Source organism: Shewanella sp. SW1 (assembly GCF_025653545.1).
Taxonomy (GTDB): Bacteria; Pseudomonadota; Gammaproteobacteria; order Enterobacterales; family Shewanellaceae; genus Shewanella; species Shewanella oncorhynchi.
The window spans coordinates 25,981-49,567 of the sequence record NZ_JAKKSG010000004.1; the positions used below are offsets into that span (position 1 = coordinate 25,981).

The 23,587-nt window shown below is 47.7% G+C and carries 17 protein-coding genes; 5 read left to right on the top strand and 12 right to left on the bottom strand.

The annotated features are described in order from the left end of the window. Positions 1-117 precede the first annotated feature (117 nt). Complete coding sequence (locus L5M71_RS04770; RefSeq protein WP_105250244.1) at positions 118-609, top strand: TIGR00645 family protein; 492 nt, start codon at positions 118-120, stop codon at positions 607-609. 117 nt (positions 610-726) lie between these two features. Here the strand turns inward: L5M71_RS04770 and L5M71_RS04775 are convergent, their stop codons facing one another. From L5M71_RS04775 to L5M71_RS04805, 7 genes are all read right to left on the bottom strand, one after another. After that, entirely contained in the window at positions 727-1,971 is a 1,245-nt protein-coding gene (locus tag L5M71_RS04775) for a dicarboxylate/amino acid:cation symporter (RefSeq protein ID WP_173247503.1), read from the bottom strand. 401 nt (positions 1,972-2,372) lie between these two features. Beyond that, positions 2,373-3,245 (bottom strand): Wadjet anti-phage system protein JetD domain-containing protein, encoded by an 873-nt coding sequence (locus tag L5M71_RS04780; RefSeq protein ID WP_263206400.1) that lies wholly within the window; start codon positions 3,243-3,245, stop codon positions 2,373-2,375. Beyond that, positions 3,233-4,453: a hypothetical protein gene (locus L5M71_RS04785; RefSeq protein ID WP_011790750.1), complete on the bottom strand. Its 1,221-nt coding sequence runs from the start codon at positions 4,451-4,453 to the stop codon at positions 3,233-3,235. Before L5M71_RS04785 ends, L5M71_RS04780 begins: the two co-directional genes overlap by 13 nt. A 48-nt stretch (positions 4,454-4,501) precedes the next feature. After that, complete coding sequence (locus L5M71_RS04790) at positions 4,502-5,155, bottom strand: hypothetical protein (RefSeq protein ID WP_006080105.1); 654 nt, start codon at positions 5,153-5,155, stop codon at positions 4,502-4,504. Further along, on the bottom strand, positions 5,155-8,829 hold the full coding sequence (locus L5M71_RS04795; protein ID WP_263206401.1) for an ATP-binding protein: 3,675 nt from the start codon (positions 8,827-8,829) through the stop codon (positions 5,155-5,157). Before L5M71_RS04795 ends, L5M71_RS04790 begins: the two co-directional genes overlap by 1 nt. Before the next feature lie 367 nt (positions 8,830-9,196). Then, entirely contained in the window at positions 9,197-9,808 is a 612-nt protein-coding gene (locus L5M71_RS04800) for a response regulator transcription factor (RefSeq protein ID WP_263206402.1), read from the bottom strand. Then, complete coding sequence (locus tag L5M71_RS04805) at positions 9,808-11,826, bottom strand: sensor histidine kinase (protein ID WP_263206403.1); 2,019 nt, start codon at positions 11,824-11,826, stop codon at positions 9,808-9,810. The genes L5M71_RS04800 and L5M71_RS04805 overlap by 1 nt, the downstream gene beginning before the upstream one ends. 282 nt (positions 11,827-12,108) lie before the next feature. On the opposite strand from L5M71_RS04805, the gene dsrO reads away from it, so the two are divergent. From dsrO to L5M71_RS04825, 4 genes are all read left to right on the top strand, one after another. Continuing rightward, positions 12,109-12,891 carry a sulfate reduction electron transfer complex DsrMKJOP subunit DsrO gene (gene dsrO, locus L5M71_RS04810; RefSeq protein WP_263206404.1) on the top strand — a complete coding sequence of 261 codons (783 nt, stop codon included), beginning with the start codon at positions 12,109-12,111 and terminating at the stop codon, positions 12,889-12,891. Next, on the top strand, positions 12,881-13,963 hold the full coding sequence (nrfD, locus tag L5M71_RS04815; protein ID WP_263206406.1) for an NrfD/PsrC family molybdoenzyme membrane anchor subunit: 1,083 nt from the start codon (positions 12,881-12,883) through the stop codon (positions 13,961-13,963). Before dsrO ends, nrfD begins: the two co-directional genes overlap by 11 nt. Before the next feature lie 35 nt (positions 13,964-13,998). After that, a complete protein-coding gene (locus tag L5M71_RS04820) occupies positions 13,999-17,106 on the top strand; it encodes a tetrathionate reductase subunit A (protein ID WP_263206408.1) in 3,108 nt (1,035 codons plus the stop codon). A gap of 303 nt (positions 17,107-17,409) precedes the next feature. Next, positions 17,410-18,714 (top strand): methyl-accepting chemotaxis protein, encoded by a 1,305-nt coding sequence (locus tag L5M71_RS04825; protein ID WP_263206410.1) that lies wholly within the window; start codon positions 17,410-17,412, stop codon positions 18,712-18,714. A gap of 83 nt (positions 18,715-18,797) precedes the next feature. On the opposite strand, the gene L5M71_RS04830 is transcribed toward L5M71_RS04825, so the two are convergent. From L5M71_RS04830 to mrcB, 5 genes are all read right to left on the bottom strand, one after another. After that, entirely contained in the window at positions 18,798-19,499 is a 702-nt protein-coding gene (locus L5M71_RS04830) for a DUF3581 domain-containing protein (protein ID WP_131525486.1), read from the bottom strand. Positions 19,500-19,923: 424 nt separating this feature from the next. After that, the gene (locus tag L5M71_RS04835; protein ID WP_113939132.1) at positions 19,924-20,154 is read right to left on the bottom strand and encodes a hypothetical protein; all 231 of its coding nucleotides are present in this window, start codon (positions 20,152-20,154) and stop codon (positions 19,924-19,926) included. 159 nt (positions 20,155-20,313) lie between these two features. Then, positions 20,314-20,709 (bottom strand): DUF2391 family protein, encoded by a 396-nt coding sequence (locus L5M71_RS04840; protein WP_105250257.1) that lies wholly within the window; start codon positions 20,707-20,709, stop codon positions 20,314-20,316. Between the two features lie 79 nt (positions 20,710-20,788). Next, positions 20,789-21,067, bottom strand: coding sequence for a peptidylprolyl isomerase (locus tag L5M71_RS04845; RefSeq protein ID WP_006084190.1), 279 nt, complete (start codon positions 21,065-21,067; stop codon positions 20,789-20,791). Between the two features lie 159 nt (positions 21,068-21,226). Beyond that, positions 21,227-23,545 carry a penicillin-binding protein 1B gene (gene mrcB, locus L5M71_RS04850; protein ID WP_263206574.1) on the bottom strand — a complete coding sequence of 773 codons (2,319 nt, stop codon included), beginning with the start codon at positions 23,543-23,545 and terminating at the stop codon, positions 21,227-21,229. Between the last annotated feature and the right edge of the window lie 42 nt (positions 23,546-23,587).

Genomic DNA, 23,587 nt, shown 5'->3' on the forward strand with positions numbered 1-23,587 from the left:
ATATAACTCACGCCATTGTGATTGGGTAATAGCGCGCATAAAGTGCATTATGTTACTGTTTTAGTCATTAGTGACTCGATTTTTTTACCGCATTTTAGATAAAGGGTTTAATGGATTATGGAACAAATATTTGAAAAATTAATGTATGCATCGCGCTGGATTATGGCGCCAATTTATTTGGGACTCAGCTTTGTTTTATTGGGCTTAGGCATTAAATTCTTCCAAGAGATCTTCCATATTCTGCCGATCATTTTTGAGATGACGGAAGTGGATTTAGTGCTGGTGACCCTGTCCTTGATTGATATCACCCTCGTGGGCGGCCTGATTGTGATGGTGATGTTTTCTGGCTACGAGAATTTTGTCTCGCAGCTGGATGTGGGCGAAGACAGTGAGAAGCTAAGTTGGCTGGGTAAATTAGATTCTGGCTCACTGAAAAACAAAGTGGCGGCGTCGATTGTGGCGATTTCGTCTATTCACCTACTGAAAATCTTTATGGATGTGAAGAATATCGATAACGACAAAATCATGTGGTATCTGTTAATACACATCACCTTTGTATTATCAGCCTTTGCCATGGGCTATCTGGATAAAATTACTCGCACTAAGTAATGGGCTAACATAGTTGATGCGAACCTAGCAACGCATCAATACCAGCATAGAGAATATTAAACAAAAGCCACTGTTTTCAGTGGCTTTTGTTTTTATAGAATACGACTTAGTGGCACATTAACTCTTCGCTGACTCAAGCTGATGCACTTTCTCGGTTTGATCCACTATAGTCAACACCGCAGTATCACCAACCACGTTACAGGACGTCAGCACCATATCAATAATACGATCCAGCGCTGCCACAATCGCAAAGGCTTCAATCGGTAATCCCATTTGATGGATTAACACACCTATCATCACCATGCCGCCACCGGGAACACCGCCAGCACCGACAGATAATAGGAAGACACTAAATAACAGCGAAGGCAATTGCTCAGTGGTAATGGGCATGCCAAAGGCGTTGGCGACAAAGAAAATCGCAATAGTGATATAAATCGCCACACCGCCCATGTTCATGGTCGCCCCCAGCGGTACGCCAAAACCAGCAACAGCACGGTTCACGCCTAACTTGTCAGTTAAAGTACGCATGGTCACGGGAATAGTCGCATTTGAGCTTGCGGTCGAGAGTGAAAACAGCACTTGCTCTTGGGTCTTCTCGCGGAAGGTTTTGGCTGAAATTGGGGTAAATATCCCCACTGCCATAGGATAAACCACAAAAATCCACAGTAGCAGCAGCGCGAGGATCAGCACCATATACTCAACCACACTCATAAACACACCTGCATCTAAGGTCGCGCCGAGTTTAAACATCAAGGCAAATACACCATAGGGCGCAAGACTCATCACCACAGAAATCAATTTCATCATGATTTTATTGGCGGTTTGAAAACCTTGGACAGCACCCGCAACATGCTCCCCAAGGGACTTAATCACACCGCCAAGCAACAAGGCCATAAAGATCACTTGTAGCATATTGCCCGACATAAAAGCCGTCACAGGATTACGTGGGACTATGTCGATCACCAACGCCATCAGGCTTGGCAGCTCAGTTGCTGTAATCGCTACGCCATCTGTGCTGCTCATATCTACACCTTTACCGGGTTCGAGTAGCAGCACCACTAATAATGCGGTCGCGATTGCGACGACAGTATTGATGATATAAAAACCGAAGGTCTTACCGCCCAAGCGGCCAAAACTTTTGAGATCTTGCAGCTCACAGACACCACAAACGATGCTCACAAACACGAGTGGCACAACCAGCATCATGATCATATTGACGAACATAGTACCAACGCCACCGGCAAGCTCGACTAAATTACCCGAGAAAAAACCGATATCGTTTAAGAAGTATTGCACTATTGTACCGAAAATAAGGCCGGCAAACAGACCAATAAAGATCCGCGTCGAAAGTGATTTCATCATGCTTGTGATTTCCCCAGAAAGGTCATTTATTTGTTATTCATCTTCCATGATGAGCACAATTGCCAATCCATTTTTGGCTCAGGCGGGGATAGTGAAACATGCTAGCCGTTAATTCAATGAATAAATTTCATTTTTTCATCTTGAATTAAGTTAACACCATCACAGAAAAATAGTAATAAACTGATTTTAAACCATAAAAAATCTATAAGCACAATATTTGAGCACTAACAAAATATATTTAAACCAGTATAAATAAACAAAATAAACACCAAATAACATCAAATTAAACATATAAGAAACAATAGCCAGATAAAACCCAGACTTAATAACTGAATTTAAATTTTTAACAGGATTTAAAACCAGTTAATTATTATAAAGCAGAGAGATGAAAGGGATGACAGCTAAATATATGGCACTAACACTAGTTCAAGTCCGCGAGCCAGCAGGTGTTGCTGTTTGATACTAATACGGTGTTGATTTAGCCAAACGGCTAATTTTTGCCAATGCTTTAACTCGGCATTTTGCAAATACTTAGCCTGTTTCGCTTGCTTGTCGAAATCATCAGTAGAATTAATTTGTGCTATTGCCAATAACTCAGCAGGTGCTGTCAGCGCAAGTTGTGGCACAAGGCAATGGGTCACACCCATTAAGGTATGGGCGATTTGTAGCCCTGCGGGATCTAAGTCGGTAAAGGCAATGATCGGTAATTTATCTGCCATCGCTTGCAAAAAATGCCGCACGCCAATCGGGGAATGATGACCGCTACCTCGGTAGATAACCATCACATGAGTTAAATCCTGTGGCAAACGCGCTTGATGGATAACATCAAATACATCTAAGTTTTCAATCACTAGGATGGCTGCGACATTGAGTTCATGGCAATGCTTTTGTGCTTCATCCAAAGGAATACGCAGTGATGTGCGAGTTGAAATCCCAGTTGGTGAAGATCCGAAACCTAGATACTTCATCAAAACGTATTCGGCTTCAGGGCGTATCTTAGCGAGCTTTTCATCGTGACTTTTGGCGGACATCGCCATGCGATCGACATTAAAATCAAGCTGCCTTAAATCAAGCCCCATTAACGCCAACACGCTTTGCCTTAGCAGTTCAAAATCTTTGGGCGCAAAACACAGATACTTTTCGGATTCATCTAACTCACCCACTTCTAACTCGCGGTAAATCGCGCGCCAGTTAGCCGTGAGCTTAACCTTGGGAGAACGCTTAATAAAAGTGTTCTCCAACAGCTGCAGTTGTCGCTGGCCTAGGCTAACCATAACTCAACATCGCGAATGATAAAGTTACCGCTATAAATGGGATGCGGCTCACCTAATGGCTCAAGCTCAAAGTAAGCTTTGTGTTCATCGGGTAGGCCTTCGTAGCCACCAATCACTTGATAAATCCAGCTTTCGGCGTCCCAAGGCAGCGCTTTATCCGCCAGATATTCCAGCGCAGATTGGCGCAGGCCAGACTCAATCACATCGACGAAATACTCATCCACCGCTTGTTTGAGCGGATTATCCGGCACATCAAAGTCTTCACTTTGGGTGATAGAAACGGACACATCATGCTCACGAACCGCCGCAATCACGGGATGACGGCTGATGGCCTTGATATGCGCGACTATGCCCATCAACTCCAGTTCTTGGCTGGCGTTGTGCACATCTACCGATGCAGGGGCGAGCAAGATTTCAGCGCGATTGAATAGACTCGGGATTTCCTTGTGGGACACATGGTCCGCAGGCCGATAATCCGGATGCAAATCAGTGTAGAGCAACCAGCCCTTGAGTAAACGGGTACGGCCACGGATTTGTCTGAAGCGGCCTAAGAGTTCGAGTAAACGCCCCTGCACTACGCTCAGTTCCTGGGCGCAGTCGCTCATGGTTTCCTGCAAAGTCGTCACTAAGAGTTTGCGCAGTTCACGTATATCGCCAGCGATTTCGCCTAGCTCACTAAACTGGAACATCTCTAAGCCATTAAGCAATTCAGACACTTGGCTTTGAGCTAATTCGTTTTCGCGGATCTTAGCGTTGATCGTACCAACGTAACCGAACTCGTTATTGATCCGGCCCCAGAGCACACGAATCGAATAACGCAGACTGTCGGCGAAACTATAAACATGTTCGCTTAAATCGGATAAATAGGCCTCGGCGGCGCTGTAGTCTGAGCTATGACGCGCCTCTTTATAATGGTCGGCCAAGGTTTTAATGGTCGCTAAGGCCGAACCGACATTAGAGTCGATTTGGCGATTGCGCTCATCACTTAAACCTTCTTCGAGTAAGGCACGCACAGAACGCTTAAGCCGCAGCTCCTGATCTGGCTCTGGCCGCCATAAAATCCCTGCCTGTTTAAGCTTTTCGACCACGCTTGGATCGTGCGCATCCTCGTTAAGAGAGCCCGCCAAATAGGTATCCATAATAATGTCAGCATGGCGACCTAACTGCTTGAGCAGTTTCACACCCGCCTGATGTAAGTTACTGCTCATCATGGCCTCCTTGGTCGCAGCTTTTACCTAGGTTTAACAGTGCCAACATTAGATTAAGTCCCGCTGGGTCGCTGTTTCCGCCTGCGCTTCTAGGCTTAAACCTTCGGTTTCATCGATAAAACGAATGACTTCATACAGATAATCCAGCTTACCCGTGGCGATATAGATTTGCTTCTCCGCATTGGGGCGCACTAAATAGCCGAGTTCGACTAATCGTTTGAAGACTAATTTGATTTGCGCATCGCTGTTGGTACTGGTCGAGCCAAATAGACGATATTGGCTGAGTTTGGCTAACTGCTCACGGAACGCTGGCGTGTCTTCGATACGGCTTTGCAGCTCGGTCAAACGCACGGGCGCACCTTCGCTCAGCGGCGCATCTTGGCCACTGGCTTCCTGCACTAACACCAACCATTCCACCAGCGGGATCAATGCCTGACAGATATCTTTAAACTGCGATGAAATCACTTTGCGCTCGCTATCGCCGAGCTGCAAATAACCGCAGAAGAACACATCACCTTCGGCGGCGGAGGCCACGGTACGGTTGATTTGATTGAGATAAGCTTCGACCCGCTCGCGGGTACTGCTATTTTTAAGGGCGCGCCAGCCTTCTTCATTAGTGGTGCGGCAAATAAACTCGCCCTTGAGTAACAGCTCAATCAAAGCGCCAGTGCCAACTAATACGGTTTGGGTTGCATCACTCATTAGATGGCCTCCTTCGACAAACGCTTATTCAACATGTCGGCAATTGGGTTGACTTTAGGCTTAACCACCTGCAACTTCTTAGTTTGTTTGTTGATAATGTAACGATTAGCGAACAAGTTCAGCACCTCAGACTCAGGGTTCGGGAAGGCGCCCAGCACACAAATATTATTGTTTTCGCAGGCGTCGAAAATCTTCTTCACGTTGGTATGGTGCAAAGTGCCCAACTCATCAATTGGCCAGTGAATGGTCACATCGGCGCGTCCACGCAGCAAGCGCGTGAATGCCAACAAGAACTTACACAAAATCAGATACGCCATACCGTGACTTGAGGATTCGTTAAGCTGTCTGTCGGTGCGGATAATTAAGTCGCTGTTACCTTCTTTAAGGCGCAGCTCGATTTCCAGCAACTTAGAGATTCCCCCCGTTAACGCGGCGCGGCCGATAATGTCTAAGGCACGGCGCATGCTGTTGGTGTAATCCTCATCGGGCAAGCCATTAAAACCATCGGCTTTCCAATGCTTAAAGGCTTTGACGAACTGTTCAAGCTCAGGCCAGAACTCTAACTCGCTGATGCGCGAACGAATACGTACAGCCGATTCAGACACGCCATCGAGGAATAACTCTTCGCCCACTTCGCGGGTAATACGCGCACTTTGGGAGGCTATGCGGCGGTCGATATCGGCTAACACATCGTAGAAAGCGGTTAAGTCGACACCAAAAATCCGTCCTTGCTCACGCAGCGCAGTAATCGATTGCGGCACGATCACGTTCAGCAATTGCTCAAGCTGTGGCACTAACTTACGGTAATCCAGCAGACGAATACCTTTATCGTTGATAAAGCTCGATTCTTCGCGGGCACGCTCCCAGGTTTCGGCAAGGCCAGAACCTGACTTGCTGGCGATCACTGAGTCAAAATGCTCTACATATTGCTTCACCGAACCCATCAGGTAATCGCGTTTCAGCAGCAAATCTTCACCTTGGCGCAGACGCTCGCCTAGGCTGCCTTGGGCTTCTTCGTTATTGGTTGGCAACTTAAGCTCGGCGAGTTTACGCATTACGGCACGTAATTTAGTTAAGTTTTCAGAGGCTTCAACCTGCGCCGCATCGGACGCTTTACGCTCAGTTTCAAGTTGTTGACGACGGGCCTTAACATCCTGAGTTTTCGCCTTAAGCTGTTGATCGATTTCCGATACCGCGCGCTTCACATCGCTAAGCTGAGTTTGCAGTTTAGGTTTGCGCGCAAGCCAAGTGTGTTGATACCAATCGTCGAAGCGCAGTACGTCGCTGCGACGCTGCTCGGCGCGGCTGATTTTGGTTTCTAAATCACGAATTTGTTGCTTGAGTTTGAGGATATTATCCTCATCCACACCACGGGATTTAAGCTCGTTTTTGTACCAAGTCTCGCAGGCTTTCTGCTCGATTTTGGCGCTTTCGCGGCGTCCTTCAATAGTCGCTTTAATTTGGCCGAGTTGGTTGTCGAGCGCGCCGATGACTTCCTGCCAATAGGCATTCTTTTCCATGCGCGCTTCGAGCGCTTGCTCTTTTTGATCTTCGAGCCAGAGTTCATGCTGATGTTTAAGTTGTTTTAGCTCACCATCGAGTTGAGTCAGTCTTTGTCCCGCATGGGCTTTGCGCTCGCTCAATGCTTTGTTAATTTTCTCTTGCTCGCTGCGCTTTTCATCAAATAGGCGACGCAGATCGTCACGGCTATTTTTGTACGCCGTGCGGGCAAAAGTCAGTTCACGGCTGAGATTATCCAACTCGCCATTAATGGCCACCAGCTGAGATTCGGCCTCGGCTTGCATTTCTTGGGCACTAGTGTGGGCTTCTTCGGCTTTGCTTAACCGAATCCGCAGCTCTTGTTCGGAGGCGGCATATTCAGGCACATCGATCGCTTTAAGATCTAAATGCACGCCAAAGAAAGCTTCGCTCGATTCAGTCACTAAGCTTGGATGTAAATCAGTGCGATGCAGTAGTTCAGGCGCGATCACTTTACCTAAACTTTGCTCCCAGCCTTGGGATTCTTTACGCAAAAACTCCAATAGGGTGTGGGATTGCGGGAACAGCATATGGTGCAGTTCATCCAACGCAGTTTGACGCTCGTTCACCCTTAAGGTGGCAATACGCAAGGCTTCGTTGGCTTGGTCACGTTTGGCTCTGAGCTTGCGCTCATCGCTGCTTAAGCGCTCGACCTTGGCATTGCAGCTTTCTTGTTCTTCGTCGGCGCGGTGAATACGTTCGTCGAAAATCGCGAGACTCAGCTTTTCTTCTTCGGTGTAAGTCACGCCATCAACACGCAATTTAAGCTCGGCGGCAGTGAGTTTGAATTGGTATTCCTGCTCGCTAAAGCTAGCCTTGCCCGCATCCATTTGGTTGCGCCATTGCAGCTCTAGGGCGTCAATATCGGTGCGCGCCACTTCACGTTGTTTATCGCGGGCTTCACGCTGCTTGTCTTGGTCGGCATGCAAACCTTCAAGCTCGCGGTTTAACTGCTCGCCAATCTTACTGCGACGAGCATTGTAGGCCGCCTCAATGTCTTGGTGCTTCTCGGTTTGCAGCTTATGGCGTTCACTTAGGTTTTCAACATCGGTGCGCCAGTTCGGCAGCATCTCAAGATCGGCCTTGGCTTGCTCTATGTTGGCATCTAAAAAGGCAGCATGCTGATCTTCAATGGCATCGAGCTCATACTCGCACTTTGCCACATCGCCCTTAGCTGCCGATAAATCGAGATTGAGCTCATCGCGCTGCTCTTTCCATTCATCATCAAGCAATCTGAGTTTTAAATTCAGTTCCTTAGATAAGGTTTGTTGAATATCTTGGCGATCGGCTTCTAAGGTTTCATCGTTGCGATAACCGCGAGACAGACTCGATAAACGCAGTTCGGCGCTAAGCAGTTGGTTAAATTCTTGCTCGAGTTTCTCAAACTCAGGACGAATAACTTCAAAGCCTTGGATAAGTTGGCTTTCACGGATCCACGCTTCAACGCGCTGCGGATTCAAACGTGAGCTGGGCGGATTAACCCCATCTTCCTCTAAAATGGCGGCGATCATGGATTTGACCGTCTCCATCTTGCCTTCTTTGGAGTGCACCGCTTTAGCGAGTTTTTCGATGTGACGCAGGGAATGCTCGCCCTCACACAGAGCAAATTGGCGTGCATAACCGCGTAGTTCGCTGCGGTTGCTGCCCGTGCTTAATAGGGTGCGATCGTTTTGAATAATGGCGCGATATTCACGGGTATTAAGCAAATTAGTGGTGGCGATGCCGGCACGTTTTAAATCACGGCCTAATTCCGCCATGGTGTGGCACAGAATAGTGTCGCCATTTTGCGATTTAATATAATCGCTTAGCTCAAAACCTTTGGCGATAAAACGATAGTTAACGCCCTTACCATCACCCGCCGAGGCCAGCACAGCTTGGTACAGTAAGCCATCGGCCTTTTGATATTCGTAAATGATGTAGCTTGAATCGTGTGGTAAATACCAACGCTCGAAACTGTCGCGGGTCGAAGGCACCACGCGGCTTGGGTATTCACCATAAAAAACAGGGACTAGACGTTGTAATGTCGTTTTACCCGAGGCGTTAGTACCACAAATGTTGGTATGACCATTGAGGGCGAGTTCCACCACGCCCGGAAGGTGCGTATCAATCAGCACAATACGAATCAAGCTTGCCATTTCATTCCTTATGCAAACAGGAGAGTCTTATCTAAGCTGCAGAAGCTTCTACACAATAAGAGAAAACAATCCAAGAGGGCCACTGACGTTAAAATCGTCACTGTAAATAAACACTTTAAAAAAGTGACTAAAAGTGATGTTAAAAATCGTGGCCTAAAAATAGTGCCCCTAAAATAAGGCAATCACAGTGTATTGGCAATTAAGCGGCGATGCACTAATGCCTTGGCTCACATCTCAGCCCATTGCTCAGCAAAAACATAACCCTATAGCTAGGCTCAAATCAAACGGCCAATGATACGACAACTTAGCCAAAATAGGCGGCTAACAAAGCGGCAATTAGCGCGATAAAAGGTAAATTCCAGCGGATTTATTCGAGACGCAAGCGTTCGGCAATCCGACTGTAGATCAGCATCATTTCCGCCAGCGATCCCACTTGCATGCCTTTCATCAAATTGGCACGGTGGATCTCAACCGTGCGCATGGCAATACAGAGACTATCGGCGATCTCTTGGTTCTTCAGGCCTTGGGCAATCAGGTTGAGTATTTCCCGCTCTCTTGGCGTGAGCGCTTGATAAGTCTCAAGATACTGATTGTCTTGATGATGCGCCTTGGTATGTTCCAACGCTTTGACAACCGCTTCGGCTAACTTAGCGCCATCGGCGGGCTTTTGGAAAAAATCCACCGCACCTAATTTAAGCGCATCTACCGCCATTGGCACATCGCCATGGCCAGTGAGATAAATCACCGCTAGCGGACTATTTTTTGCCACTAATTCAAGGTGCAACTGTGGGCCACTCAAACCCGGCATTCGCGCATCGACCAGCGCACAACCCGGTAGTGTTAAGTCTACGGCGGTAAAAAAGGCTTCGGCGCTATCAAAGTCGGTGATCTTAAGGCCATAACTTTCAAGCATAAAACGCAAAGAACGACGCACTGAGTCATCGTCATCGATTAAATACACAGATAGATCAAGACTCATTATTGTGCTCCATTGGGTTCAGGTTTATGCGGTATAGCCACCTGCGCTTGGCAACCGCCACCCATAGCACTTTCTAGGCTAAACGTACCACCATGGCTCTCGGCAATATCACGGCAAATCACTAAGCCTAAACCTAACCCCTCTGATTTAGTGGAATAAAATGCTTGCATCAGCAGACTGGTCTCTTCGGTTAACCCTGTGCCATTATCTGTGACTGTCAGCAAGAGCGTACATTCTTGATAGCGAAGATCGATATCGATCGTGGGTGTGTATGGCTTTTGCGTGATGATCTGTTCGGTGCCACTGGATTCAAGCTCTAACCGCTGAACGCAGGCGTCAAAGGCGTTTTTCAGCAAGTTAAGCAACAACTGCTGCATGCCAACTTCATCGAGGGACTGTAAATAGGGTTCACCATTCACATTGACAGCATGGTTTATCTGATGTTGTTCAAACTCATAGGCGAGCAGCGGCACAGTATCATTGACCAACTCATGCAGATACAAAGGCTGTTTCGACACAGGTCGCTTCTTCAGTAAATTACGTAAGCGACTGATAATATTGTCGGCGCGCGTGACTTCCTGCTGGATCAGCGCCAATACCGATTGCAACTCCTCAGGGCTCGTCCCCCGCTGTAATCGCACTTCGGCGCCATGACAATAATGGCCAATCGCCGCCAAAGGTTGATTGAGTTCATGGGAGAGACTCGCGCCAAGCTCACCCGCGATAGCAATACGTTGGGCATGTTCCAGTAACGCACGGTTTTCATTGAGCTGGCGCTGAGTGTTAATCAACTCACGGCCGTGGCGACTAAAGCGGTATTCAAGCCAAAAATGATACACATTGAGTAAAACCAAAATCCCTAAAACAAGCCAAGCCCATTGTTGATGTAACTTGATCCACTGCCACGCCCTTTGCCACCATGGTGCCTGCAAAGGATGCATATCGAGATCTTTAAGCAGTTGATCGATCGCAAGCTGACTCACGGCCGTGGTCCAGCCCGCAGAATCAGCAGACTTAGCGGCGAGATGATCTTCAGGCAGCGCTAGCAAAGCTTGAGTCACACTTTTAGCCAGAGACTGGGAGGCGCGATTGGTCTTTGCCATAGACCAGTTGGGATAAAGGTGAGTCGAGACTTGGCAATTAAATCCCGCAGGCGCTTGATTATCGAGCACTCGATAATGGGCGATATTAATAAGACCTTCCGTTTGCATCTGCTCAAGCTGACACACAGGCACCACAGCCGCATCCAGTCGATTATCTTTCGCCGCATCATCACCACTTTTTTGATCATCTAACTGATACAACAAATTATCTAGCGGGAACCCCAGCGGAATGATCTCACCTACAAAGCGAGGCAAATCTATGCCCTTTAGCTGCGCTTCGTACACTAAGGTCAAGTAACCACCAAAGGCATTTTTCGATACGATCCCGAGGCGACGTCCCTTAAGATCACTTAAGGTGTGATAGGGTGAATCGGCGCGCACCACCAGCGCCGAGCCCACTTGCATTGCCGCGCCATTATTTAACGGACTGCGCAGGGTCGCCAACCAAGTAAGGGAATATTGCCGCGCCAGCAACACGGATTGCCCTGGGTTTGTGATCACAAAATCGAGCCCTTGGGTTTCAACGCCCTTAGCTAGCTCATCGAGGGTGAGAGGATGTAACCTAAAGTAACTGTTGGGAATTTTGGTTTCGAGCCACCCCATCAAAGGTTGCCAGCGGTTGATGGTTGCCTTATAACCGCGGATGGCTAACACGCCAACATCGACTACTTGATAACTGGGCTCTTCGATAGCAACTTGAGCAACAACCTCAGGGTCAGTTAATCCCGAATGCGCACTTTGATTCAGTGGCTCCGCAGCAAACACCTTAACTGAAGCCAGCAAACATAGGAATAACACTGCGTTCCTTGGCTTTTTTCTCGGTATTGCCACGGAATGTGGAGTGCTCAGAATCGATAACGGCCACTTGACCGATAGAGCTAAGCGAAACACCGTTTTCATCATCCTCAATAACATGAAGTGCAATCCTTTATCCCCAGTCACTCACACTAAAATCAAGTCCAACTCAAGCTAAGAAAAGGCCAAACTCAAGTAACAAAAAAATAAAACCCTAACATTTTGAAGGCTATTCTAACGGATATTTGTTGCGCTAGATCAAGTCCACACCCGATATGTGGAAAACCACTATAGTTATGCCGCCTCCCCTTTTACAGAATGCCTGTAAACCTCGCCATAAACCTTAACTCTAGGTCTATGAGCCAGTTTATTCGCCATCTGCAAGTAGTGAAGGAAATCTGTATGGACAAGAGTAAACGTCAGTTTCTCGGCAAAATGGCCAGCGTCAGTGTTGGCGCCGCACTCATCCCTGTCGTGCAAGTGTATGCACAGGATGATAAGCGCAGCCCTCAAATGCACAGTGCCAGCGAAGGCCAAGTGGGTAAACGTTACGGTATGGTAATTGACTTGCGCCGCTGTGTGGGCTGCCAAGCCTGTACCGTCGCTTGCACTATCGAGAATCAACCGCCCCTCGGGCAATTTCGCACCACTGTGCAGCAGTATGAAGTCTCGCAGCAGGAAAATACCACTCCGCCTGCGTTTTTAATGCTGCCAAGACTTTGTAATCACTGCGAAAACCCGCCCTGCATCCCAGTTTGTCCTACGGGCGCGACCTTCCAGCGCAAGGACGGCATAGTGGTCGTCAACAATGAATGGTGTGTTGGTTGTGGCTATTGCGTGCAAGCCTGCCCCTATGATGCGCGCTTTATCAACCACGATACCAATACCGCCGACAAATGTACCTTCTGCGCCCATAGGTTAGATGCAGGATTACTGCCTGCCTGTGTCGAAACCTGCGTAGGAGAAGCCCGTGTGATTGGCGATCTGAATAATCCCAACAGCCAGATAAGCCAACTGCTCGCCGCCAACAAAACCGATATCAAGGTGCTCAAACCGACGGCTAATACTGCGCCACGGGTGTTCTACATCGGCATGAGCAGCGCTTTTGAGGACAAGATTAGCGGCCAAGCCCCCGTTAGAACCTTACTTACCGATACTGGCGAGGAAATCCACCATGGTCATTAAAGAAATCTTTACCCCAGATATCGCTATTACTTGGCTACCTTGGGCAGTGCAATACTTTTTTATGATGGGGCTCGCCTACGCCAGCGTATGGGTAGCGACAATACATTTGTTTAGCCAACCCAAACCCGATGACAGATTGCTGAAGCTCTGCGCCTGTTTAATGTTAACCGCAGGCATAGTCGCCCCTATCGCCTTACTCGCCGATTTACACCAACCGCTGCGGGCTTGGCATTTTTATGCGCAAGTTCGCCCTGATTCTTGGATGTGGTATGGCGCCTTTTTACTGCCCGTATTTTCGGGCACCAGCGCAGTGTTTGCTTGGCTGCTACTGCGTCAATATCTGCCTAAGCGCACCACGAATCAAGACTCAGATTGGGTGAATAAAATAGGCCAATTACTGAGATTCGGTGATTGGAACAGTGACAAATTCATCAAGCCGATCGCCCTGATCACGGCCCTGAGTGCCTGCAGTATCGCCCTCTACACTGGCATGGAAACCATGGCCATTAAGGCGCGGCCACTGTGGCATACCTATTGGCTGCCACCTTTGATGGCAATGAGTGCCCTGCTCGCCGCCTGCGGCACTTTGGTGGTACTGAATCGACTATTAAAGGGCTACCAACAGCGCACCCAAGACAGCCTATTACTCTGGGTAAGAGCCAGCTTTGGTCTGTTCGCCCTATGCCTTATCGGCTGGGCGTTATTCGATAAGGGCTCGGCCCCCGAAGCCGCATTATTGCTTGAAACCAGCCCAAGCTGGCAACTTGCTGCAATTTGGGTACTGGTCACACTCGCCGTGCTAGCACTGATGCTCGCCATTCGTCACTTACCCAATATTGCAATGCTAATCGTCAGCCTCACGGCCATTCACCTTGCGTGGGGATTTCGCTGGATAGTGCTAATTCAAGCGCAAACCGATCCTAAATACGGCGCGGGGACTTATCTCTATCAACTGCCTTGGGGACCCGAAGGGCTATTAGGCATAGCTGGTACCTTCGGCCTCTGGTTAGCATTAATGGCGCTGGTCTCCGAACTTATTCGCCACACGCCTGCGGCAAAACTTGCTCGCTGAGCACCCAATTAGTTTACAGAATTAAGGAGTCCAGCATGGATAAGAGTAAACGTCGTTTTATCAAAGGGGCCGCTGTAACGGGTGGCGTGGGATTATTTGCTGCGGGTTATAGTCATACATTAGCGCAGATAGGTAAAGGTGTCGTCAATGGTACCTCAGGAAAACCAACCCAAGATCCGCTGCACGGCAATTCCTTAGTACCTGAATACAAAGTCGATTTACAGTCAGGCCAGTTAATCAGCAACGACGATCAACGCATCGCCAATACTATGTGCTTAGGTTGCTGGACCAAATGCGGCGTGCGCGCTCGTATCGATCAAAAAACCGATAAAATCATCCGTATCAGCGGTAATCCTTATCATCCGTTGTCATCGCGGGAACATATCGATTTCGATACGCCGATCAAAACCGCCTTTGTTGGCCTTAGCGCCTTTCAAGAACAAGGGCTGCAAGGACGTTCCACCGCCTGCGCCCGCGGTAATGCCATGCTAGAACAATTAGATAGCCCACACCGCGTTACCCAATGCCTTAAACGCGTGGGTAAGCGCGGCAGCGGCCAATGGCAGAGCATTAGCTTTGAGCAATTGCTGAATGAAGTCGTCGAAGGTGGTGATTTATTTGGTGAGGGCCAAGTCGAAGGCTTAAGAGCGATTCGTGATATCGCCACGCCGCTCGATACCAATAATCCAGAATACGGCCCTAAGGCCAACCAGTTACTGGTCTCAAACGCCTCCGATGAAGGCCGCGATGCCATTATCAAACGCTTTACCTTCAACAGCTTTGGCACACGCAACTTTGCCAACCACGGCGCTTACTGTGGGTTTACCTACCGCGCCGGAGCAGGCGCTTTATTGGATGATTTGAAAAAATACGCCCACTTAAAACCCGATTGGGACCATAGCGAATTTTTACTCTTTATCGGCACTTCACCGCAGCAATCGGGCAATCCCTTTAAACGCCAAGCAAGACAATTGGCTAACGCGCGGGTGAATAACACTAATTTCAGTTATGTGGTGGTGTCGCCCATGCTACCCAATACCTCGAATCAACCTTGCGCGGGCAATAATACTTGGCTGCCGATCCGCCCCGCCACCGACTCGGCACTCGCCATGGGCATGTTGCGCTGGATTATTGATAACCAGCGCTACGCCACCGATTTTTTGAGTGCGCCCAATGTCGATGCCGCAAAAGCATCAGGTTACCGTGGTTTTAGTAACGCAGGCTTCTTGATCGTCAGCGAACCTACCCATCCAAGATATGGCCAATATCTCTTTGCCAGCGATCTTGGCTTACCTTTCGAGGGCAAAGCCTACGGCGAGCAAGACTCGCAGTTGGTTGTCGATGCCGCGAGTGGCAAGATAGTTTTGGCGAGCCAAAGCCTGAAAGCCATGCTCGACGTTGACCAAAACGTCGACACACCTAAGGGGGCGATTGCGGTTAAATCTAGCTTCCAACTGTTAAGTGAAGCGGCGCAGAGCTTCGAGATGGCACACTATGCCAAGGAGTGCGATATCAGCGAAGCGCAAATTATCGCCCTTGCAGATAAGTTTACCAGCCATGGCACTAAGGCTGCAGTGATCTCCCACGGCGGCACAATGAGCGCCAATGGTTTTTATAGCGCTTGGGCAATCATGATGCTCAACGCCATGATAGGTAACATCAATCTGAAGGGCGGCGCATTAGCTTCCGGCGGTTCCTTTCCCGCCTTTGGTAAAGGCCCAAGGTATAATCTGCAGGAGTTTGACGGCATGGTCGAGCCTAAGGGCGTATTCCTATCGCGATCTAAATTCCCCTACGAGAAAACCTCAAAGTATCGCCGTAAAGTCGAAGCGGGCGAATCGCCTTATCCCGCCAAGGAGCCTTGGTTTCCGATTTCATCGCCCTTGCTGGGCGAACATTTAACGGCGGCGGTGCACGGTTATCCCTATCGACTCAAAGCCTGGATTAACCACATGGGCAATCCGATTTATGGTCAAGCGGGTTTAGGGGAAGCCATTGGTGAACAACTGAAAGATCCCAAAGTGCTGCCGCTGTTTATCAGTATCGACAGCTTTATTAACGAAACCTCGGCGCTATCGGATTATATCGTGCCCGACACATTAACGTATGAGTCTTGGGGTTGGAGCCCTTCGTGGCATGGTACTCTGACGAAGGAAACGACAGGTCGCTGGCCGATTGTCGAACCAAGGGTCACAAAGATGGCCAGTGGTGATGTGGTCTGCATGGAATCTTTCTTGAGCCAAGTGGCGATGAAACTGCAACTACCTGGCTTTGGCGAAAATGCCGTTAAGGCCGCCGATGGCAGCTTACATCCGTTAACGCGCGCAGCGGATTACTCACTTTACGGCGCCGCCAACGTGGCCTATTTGGGTAAAGCCGTTGCCGATATTAACGCTGAGGACATGTATCTTAGCGGTGTGAGTCGTATTCAAAGTGAGCTCAACGCCAGACTCAAGCCAGATGAAGTCAAAAAAGTCAGCTACTTATTTGCCCGCGGCGGCCGCTTTGAAAATATGAGCGGTGCACGGGATGAAGTGGGTAATCCAACCAAGGTTTGGCCAAAACCTATGATGCTGTGGAATCCCGAAGTGGGGAGTCGCCGTAACAGTCTCACAGGGGAATTTATGAGTGGCTGTCCACGCTTATATCAACCCGCCTTAGCCAATGGCACACCGCTCGATAAGGCATTTAATAAATCACAATGGCCTTTGCTGATCAGTAGTTACAAATCCCACACCATGAGCTCTATGAGTATTGGCTCGGATCGTTTACGCCAAGTACACCCTAATAATCCGGTGCGACTGAACGAGAAAACCGCCACTCGCCTTGGGATCAGCACAGGTGACACGGTCAAGATCAGCACGCCCAACGGCAGCGTTATTGCCTTAGTGGAATGTGTTGCCGGAGTGCACCCTGACTGCATCGCTATCGAACACGGTTATGGCCATAAGGAACTCGGCGCGCGGGACGTAGTGATCGACAACCTTAAAATCGCCGCCAATCCGCTGATCCGAGTCGGCATCAATATGAACGACTTGAATCTGTTTGATCCGAGTCGCCACGGCCGCTACCCGCTGGTGGATTGGGCAAGTGGCGCTTCGGCCAGACAAGGGCTGCCAGCTAAGATTGAAAAACTAAGCTAACCGCCGAGCATAGATGGCACTTAAGAAGCTGCCCTTTGGCAGCTTTTTCTTTAGCGTTAATTCAATCTGATTAAACCTAATCGCATCATTAATGCTTGCTAGCTATGCCTATTCGCGAATAAACCGAGGAATAGTGATCTTTTTTACTCAATTTAGGTATATAGATCCCGATAACGCGTTTCATAGAAATAAACCACATATTAAAATCACAGCTATATTTATCAGTATATCTAGCTCGAAATATCGAGCTTTCAATAAAGAACTGCAGTTTTTGAGTCAGTTAGACTCATCAGGAGTATCTCAGTGTTCAACTCTTCATTACGTAAAAGCCTTGAAGTGAGCGAAAGCAAACGCCAAGAGGCAGAGTCGATCATCGACTCGATTAAGCACAGTATTGCCACAGTAGAATTTACGCCTGATGGAATAATTCTCGATGCTAATGCGTTGTTTTTAAAAACGGTAGGTTATTCACTTAATGAAGTCGTAGGCCAACATCACAAGCTGTTTTGCTCGGCGGCTTATGGTAATTCTGCTACCTACCAGCAATTTTGGAGCAATCTAAAAGCAGGTCATCCACAGGAAGGCAATTTTGCACGAGTGAATAAAAATGGCCAAGAGATCTGGCTTAGAGCGACTTACTTCCCCATCAAACAGGCAGGTAAAGTCGTTAAAATAATGAAAACAGCCGCTGATATCACCCAAGATAAGCACCAACTTGACGACCAAGCGGCCATTTTTAATGCCTTGAATCGCTCGCAAGCCATTATTGAATTCACTACCGATGGCACGATTTTGAAAGCCAATACTAACTTCTTAAAGACAATGGGCTTTAGCAAAGAGCAGATTATTGGTAAACACCATCGTATTTTCTGTTTTGATGAGTTTTATCGACAAAATCCACACTTTTGGGACGATCTAAAGCAAGGTCGATATAGCAGCGGTCTCTTTGAACGCAAAAATGCTTATGGCGATTCGATTTGGTTAGAAGCGGCATACAATCCTATTATGGATGAGCAAGGTAAAGTGGTTAAAGTGATTAAATTTGCGAGCGATATCAGCAAGCGGATCGAGCAAAGCCACGCTGTACGTGAAGCCGCCAATATTGCACTGACCACGTCACAACGTACCGTCGAGCAAGCAGAACAAGGCGTACATTTACTCAATGCGACGGTAAATACCTCTAATGTTATTGCCGAGCAAACCCATAAAGCGACCTTGGCGATAACTCAACTCAATGAACAATCTCAAAGTATTCAAGCCATAGTCGCAACCATTAGTTCGATTGCCGATCAAACTAATTTACTGGCATTAAATGCCGCAATTGAGGCCGCACGAGCAGGGGAACAAGGCCGAGGTTTTGCCGTTGTCGCCGATGAAGTGAGGCAGCTCGCTTCCAGAACCAGTAAATCAACCAGTGAAATTGCCGCCGTAGTCACTAAAAATACCCAGCTCACCACAAGTGCAACAGACATGATGAACGAAGTTGAAGGTATCGCACAGGAAGGGAAACAACAGTTAGCCGAGGTAACTTTGGTGATGGGAGAAATACGTAGCGGCGCGGAAAACGTCTCAGCAATCGTGTCGCAGCTATCAGTCAATAACAATTAATTGCTAGCATTTAATCGCGCTATCAAGGATTGCATGGCGCTTTATCTAAAAGACAAAACGCCAACCTATTGCTTTTACGTCAATCAATAATCAGTTTTACGACCTTCATAGGTGGCGCGCATTTGCTGTACAAGAACCTCATCGTAAGCACGTAATCCGCTCATCACTAAGGTTTTTATACCTGTGCCAACTAAAGTGTCGCCACTGTGTAATTCAAAATGCAATGTCACATCGCCACGTTTACCGTCGATTTTTAAATCTTGGCCAACGAGTGATAAGGTCACTTGCACAAAATCGAGAGTGGTTAAGTCAAACGACATACTTTCGTAAATCACTAAAGGCCGTTCTGGGTTGATCATCACTTGATGTTGTTTCATCAAAGGGATAAGGATATCGATAAAATTATGCCCAGAGAAAGCAACATATTGACGAATAAAGGATTCGGTCTGCGCATCGCAACAACTCACATCGCCATGACGGCTGACATTAAGATAGGTTTTTTCACGACTATCGCGAATCGAAAAACTCTCGCTCACTTGTTCAGGGAATTGCAGTTCGACGCTATCACCCACCATACCCGCAAAGCTAAACTTCATGCTCTGGCTCAAACCATATTGAGTCAATACTAGGGCAAACAGTAAATCTCCCGGTACGCAAAAGCGTTTTGCCCCCACATCGTGGATAGGATTAAAGTCCTGCGCAATTTTCTTCGCGAAGTCACTGGCTTGTTGTGCTGAAACGGAAATAGCTTGATTTTGCTTAGAAAAATAAGGCGCTAGAAACATATAAACTCTATTTGTAATAACTCAATACAGGGATGGATAACAAAATTATCACGAGTCTACCTTAAATTAGGTATTTAACTCACCCGATGACTTGACCCACGTAAGGCGTACAAAGTAACACCCTGCCCACATTTGTAAAGCCAAACAAATGACAGGGGTATCAGGATCTGTTGACGTTTCAGGTTTATTCTGCAGATATTAGGCGGAATTTTATGCAAGATAGAGCCTTTATGGCGAGATGACGCGACATATTACAGCCGATAATGCCGCAGAAATGTTAGCTAAATAAGACCGTTTTCATCACTCGTGACTCATTCAAAATAACTCAACATCATTTTTCATTTGGCGAGCAATACCTTGTCAGAACAAATAACATCTAAAACGTAAGTATTGCCTAGCCACCGATAAGCCAAGGAATAAATCGTTAGACCTTTTTAAATTCACGCTTTAACTGAAAACCATCGTCAGTGGCTAACTGCTCTAGCACTTCGATACGCTGACGAAGGATGGCTAACTCGGTCTGAAAAGCTTGGTTTTCGGCCACTTGCTCACGCGTCGACACACCTTGTTTGTTGCGAATTTTCATTATAGCGACCACATATCCGCCAACAATTGCGAGTATTGGGATAAGTAAAGCGAGGGCACCAGTGTTCATAGTCATTTCCTTTATCTATTGGCGTTATCGTTATCAAGCTCAACATTTAGGTCTGCTTATGACGCTTAATCAATGTCAAAGTCAGAACATGAAAATAAGTATGCGCAAGACAACCGCAATCAACCAGTGACAAAAGTCATGAGATTTAGCGAAACAGTGTCATTCTTTATCAAAACTATCCACAACAATAGCGCCCATAGAGGCTGGCATAGTGATCACTATGATCCGTTTTATAGAGGTTAATGGGTCCTCAAAAAATGGCACTTTATCGAGGCAAAGCAGCACGAGGAAAACCACGAGGGCAGTGAGCAAATACGCCACCACGATACGAAAAATAAACACAGGAACGCGGGAAGCAATATTCTGTTGGAACACGCTGTGATAGGTGAATACCCCAAGAAAGAGCAGCGATAAACTAAAAAGCATACCGATATTCAATAAAGGTAAAGTCTCACCGAGATGCCACGCTTCCTCAGAAAATGCAACGGGAACCGCAAGGGCAAAAGCCCCTACGCAAACTTGACTCGCATCTTCGGTGTTAAAACTAAATTTCATGCTGATCGCTCCCTAATCTTCCAATCTATTTGATTAGTCGAAAATAACGTTCGGTGAAGATGCGCTTATTACTGGGGTATTAAGTGCGATACAACACTTTAACCACATGCCAGCCAAACTTAGTTTTCACTATATGCGGCACCAGTAATTCACCTGAAAATGCAACCTTATCGAACTGTGGCACCATTTGGCCTTTTTTGAACTCGCCTAAATCGCCACCTTTTTTGGCCGAAGGGCAAGAGGAAAAACGCTTAGCGAGCACAGCAAAATTAGCACCATTATTCAGCTGCTTAACAATATCCTCAGCCTGTTCTTTGTGTTTCACTAAAATATGCACGGCGGCAGCGGTTTTAAACATGTCATTTCTCACTTTGGATTAACGTCCCGTGCAAAGGGAAGATTGGCGCCCCGAGTTTGCCCTCGATCACACCACTTCCATCGGCACAGGTTCTACTGACTAAAAGGTTTTAGATCCAACGCATAAGTGCGTTATTGGCCCATTATCGACCCTATTAACCTAGAAAATTTTCTGCCACCACTGCAAAGGGTCGCCGCAGTTATTCACAGGACGATAGGTCGCAGCTAATGCCGGAAGCGCATCGACATTGCTGCAAGTGGATTCCTTAGCCACACCTGTATCTCGGTCAAAAAAGCCCTTCACTACGCCGTTCACTGGGATTGAGCGCAAACTAATAGGTGGACGTTCCTTTAAGAAGGCAAGATACACGGCCATGGCACCACTACTACCATACAAACTGGTTTTGCCGTTATCGTCACGCCCAACCCAAATAGCGGCGACGTTACGCTCATCAAAGCCCGCAAACCAAGAGTCGCGGCTATCGTTACTGGTGCCAGTCTTACCCGCCAGTCCAACGCCAGGGAAGGCATTACCTAAACGCGTTGCCGTTCCCGTATTCACTACTTGCTGCATAGCAAATTGAATTAAGAAATCTGTCTCAGGTGCTATAGCTTGCTCTTTGGGCAATCGCGTCACAGGCAATGGATTCTTATCAGAATCTAGCACAGCGGTCACTGTGGTTAACTTACGGTAAACACCGCTATCAGCTAAGGTTTGGTACACTTGCGCTACCATTAATGGCGAGCCATTGACGGCGCCGAGTAACATGGAGGGATACTCGTTTAACGGCTCCTGCCAACCCGATTTAGCCAATGTTGTGGCGACCGCATCCACACCCACAGCAATTCCAAGATTTACCGTCGGTACGTTCATCGACTTTTTCAATGCCGTTAACAAAGGCACCTGACCACTGAACTTCTTATCAAAGTTTTGTGGTGACCATGTCTTACCTTGCTCACTTTTCAAGGTAATAGGTTGATCTTTAAGAGGTGTCGCTAAGGTAAATTGGCTATTAGGTGCCAGAGCCGTAGCATACACAAAAGGCTTAATTAACGAGCCAATAGGACGACGAATTTCAACCGCGCGGTTAAAGCCATCAAATCCTGGGGTTTTATCGCCGACCATAGCCGCAATACCGCCCGTGTATTTGTCGGTCACGACCATACCAATCTGCAATGATTTATTGCTCTTATCTAAGCTTTTGAGGGTTTGAGTCACCGCAATTTCGGCGGCTTCTTGGGCCATAGGATCGAGCGTGGTATAGATTTTCACCCCAGATTGCTTCAATAGCGCATCGCCATAACGCTCGTTCACTTCCTGTTTTACCAGAGCGAAGAAGGACGGCAATTTCTGGTGTGCTGGTTTATTGAGATTACGGATCCCTAAGGGTGACTCTACCGCCACCTTGTACTCAGCCGTGGTTAAATCCCCCGCATCCATGAGTAAACGCAATACTAGATCACGGCGTTCTTGAATACGATCCGGATATTTCCATGGATTGTAGTAAGACGGTCCCTTAATCGCAGCCACTAAGAATGCCTGCTGGGAGATAGTCAACTCACTGATAGGACGGCCGAAATAGAAACGTGAGGCCAACCCCATACCATGGACGGCACGGGATTTATCCTGCCCCATATACACTTCGTTAAGATACGCTTCGAGGATTTCGTCTTTGCTGTAACGAAAATCAATAATGACCGCCATTAAGGCTTCGCGCACCTTACGCAGCAAGGAACGCTCACTCGAAAGGAAAAAGTTTTTCGCTAACTGCTGAGTTAACGTCGAGCCACCTTGCACAGTGCGACCGGCGCTGATGTTCACAAAAGCCGCGCGCGCAATCGCGAATGGATTCACACCATGGTGTTCATAAAAACTACGATCTTCCACCAGCAGTAACGCCTGCACGATTGACTTTGGCATTTCTTCGGTCGGCACAAACAGCCTGTCTTCACCGTCGCCAGTAATAATGCGGTCGAGCAATACTGGCTCAAGGTGGAATACGGCGAGTTGACGCTTGTCTGAGACTCGAGTGACCGAACTGATGCCATTGCTGTCGAAACTGATCATGACTCTTTGTTCGACTTGATCGCCTTCTGGATGCAAAAACGGTCGACGCCACAATTCAATACGAGTGCTCGATGCCGAAAACTCTCCCACTTGGCGCGGGTTAGCGACTTTGCGATAGCCGAGCAACTTAAGCTCAGCCATCATTTGCGGATGGCTGACTGCCGCACCGGGATACAGCGCCATAGAACGACTAAACACCTGTGCTGGCAAATGCCATTTTTGGCCTTCAAATTTTTGCGCAATAATTTGATCAAGATAAATGCTGTAAAAAGTCACTACAGCTAATCCAGCCATGCCTAATTTCCAACTGATAGACCAAATTCGTCGAAATAAACCGCGGCCATGATTAGCCCGACGGGAAGCGGGTGATTTTTTTGTCATCTTAGTTGTCATATCTACTTCATCATTCATGCATTTAAAGACATCAGCCATAGGCACAAAGCTAACGTGGTG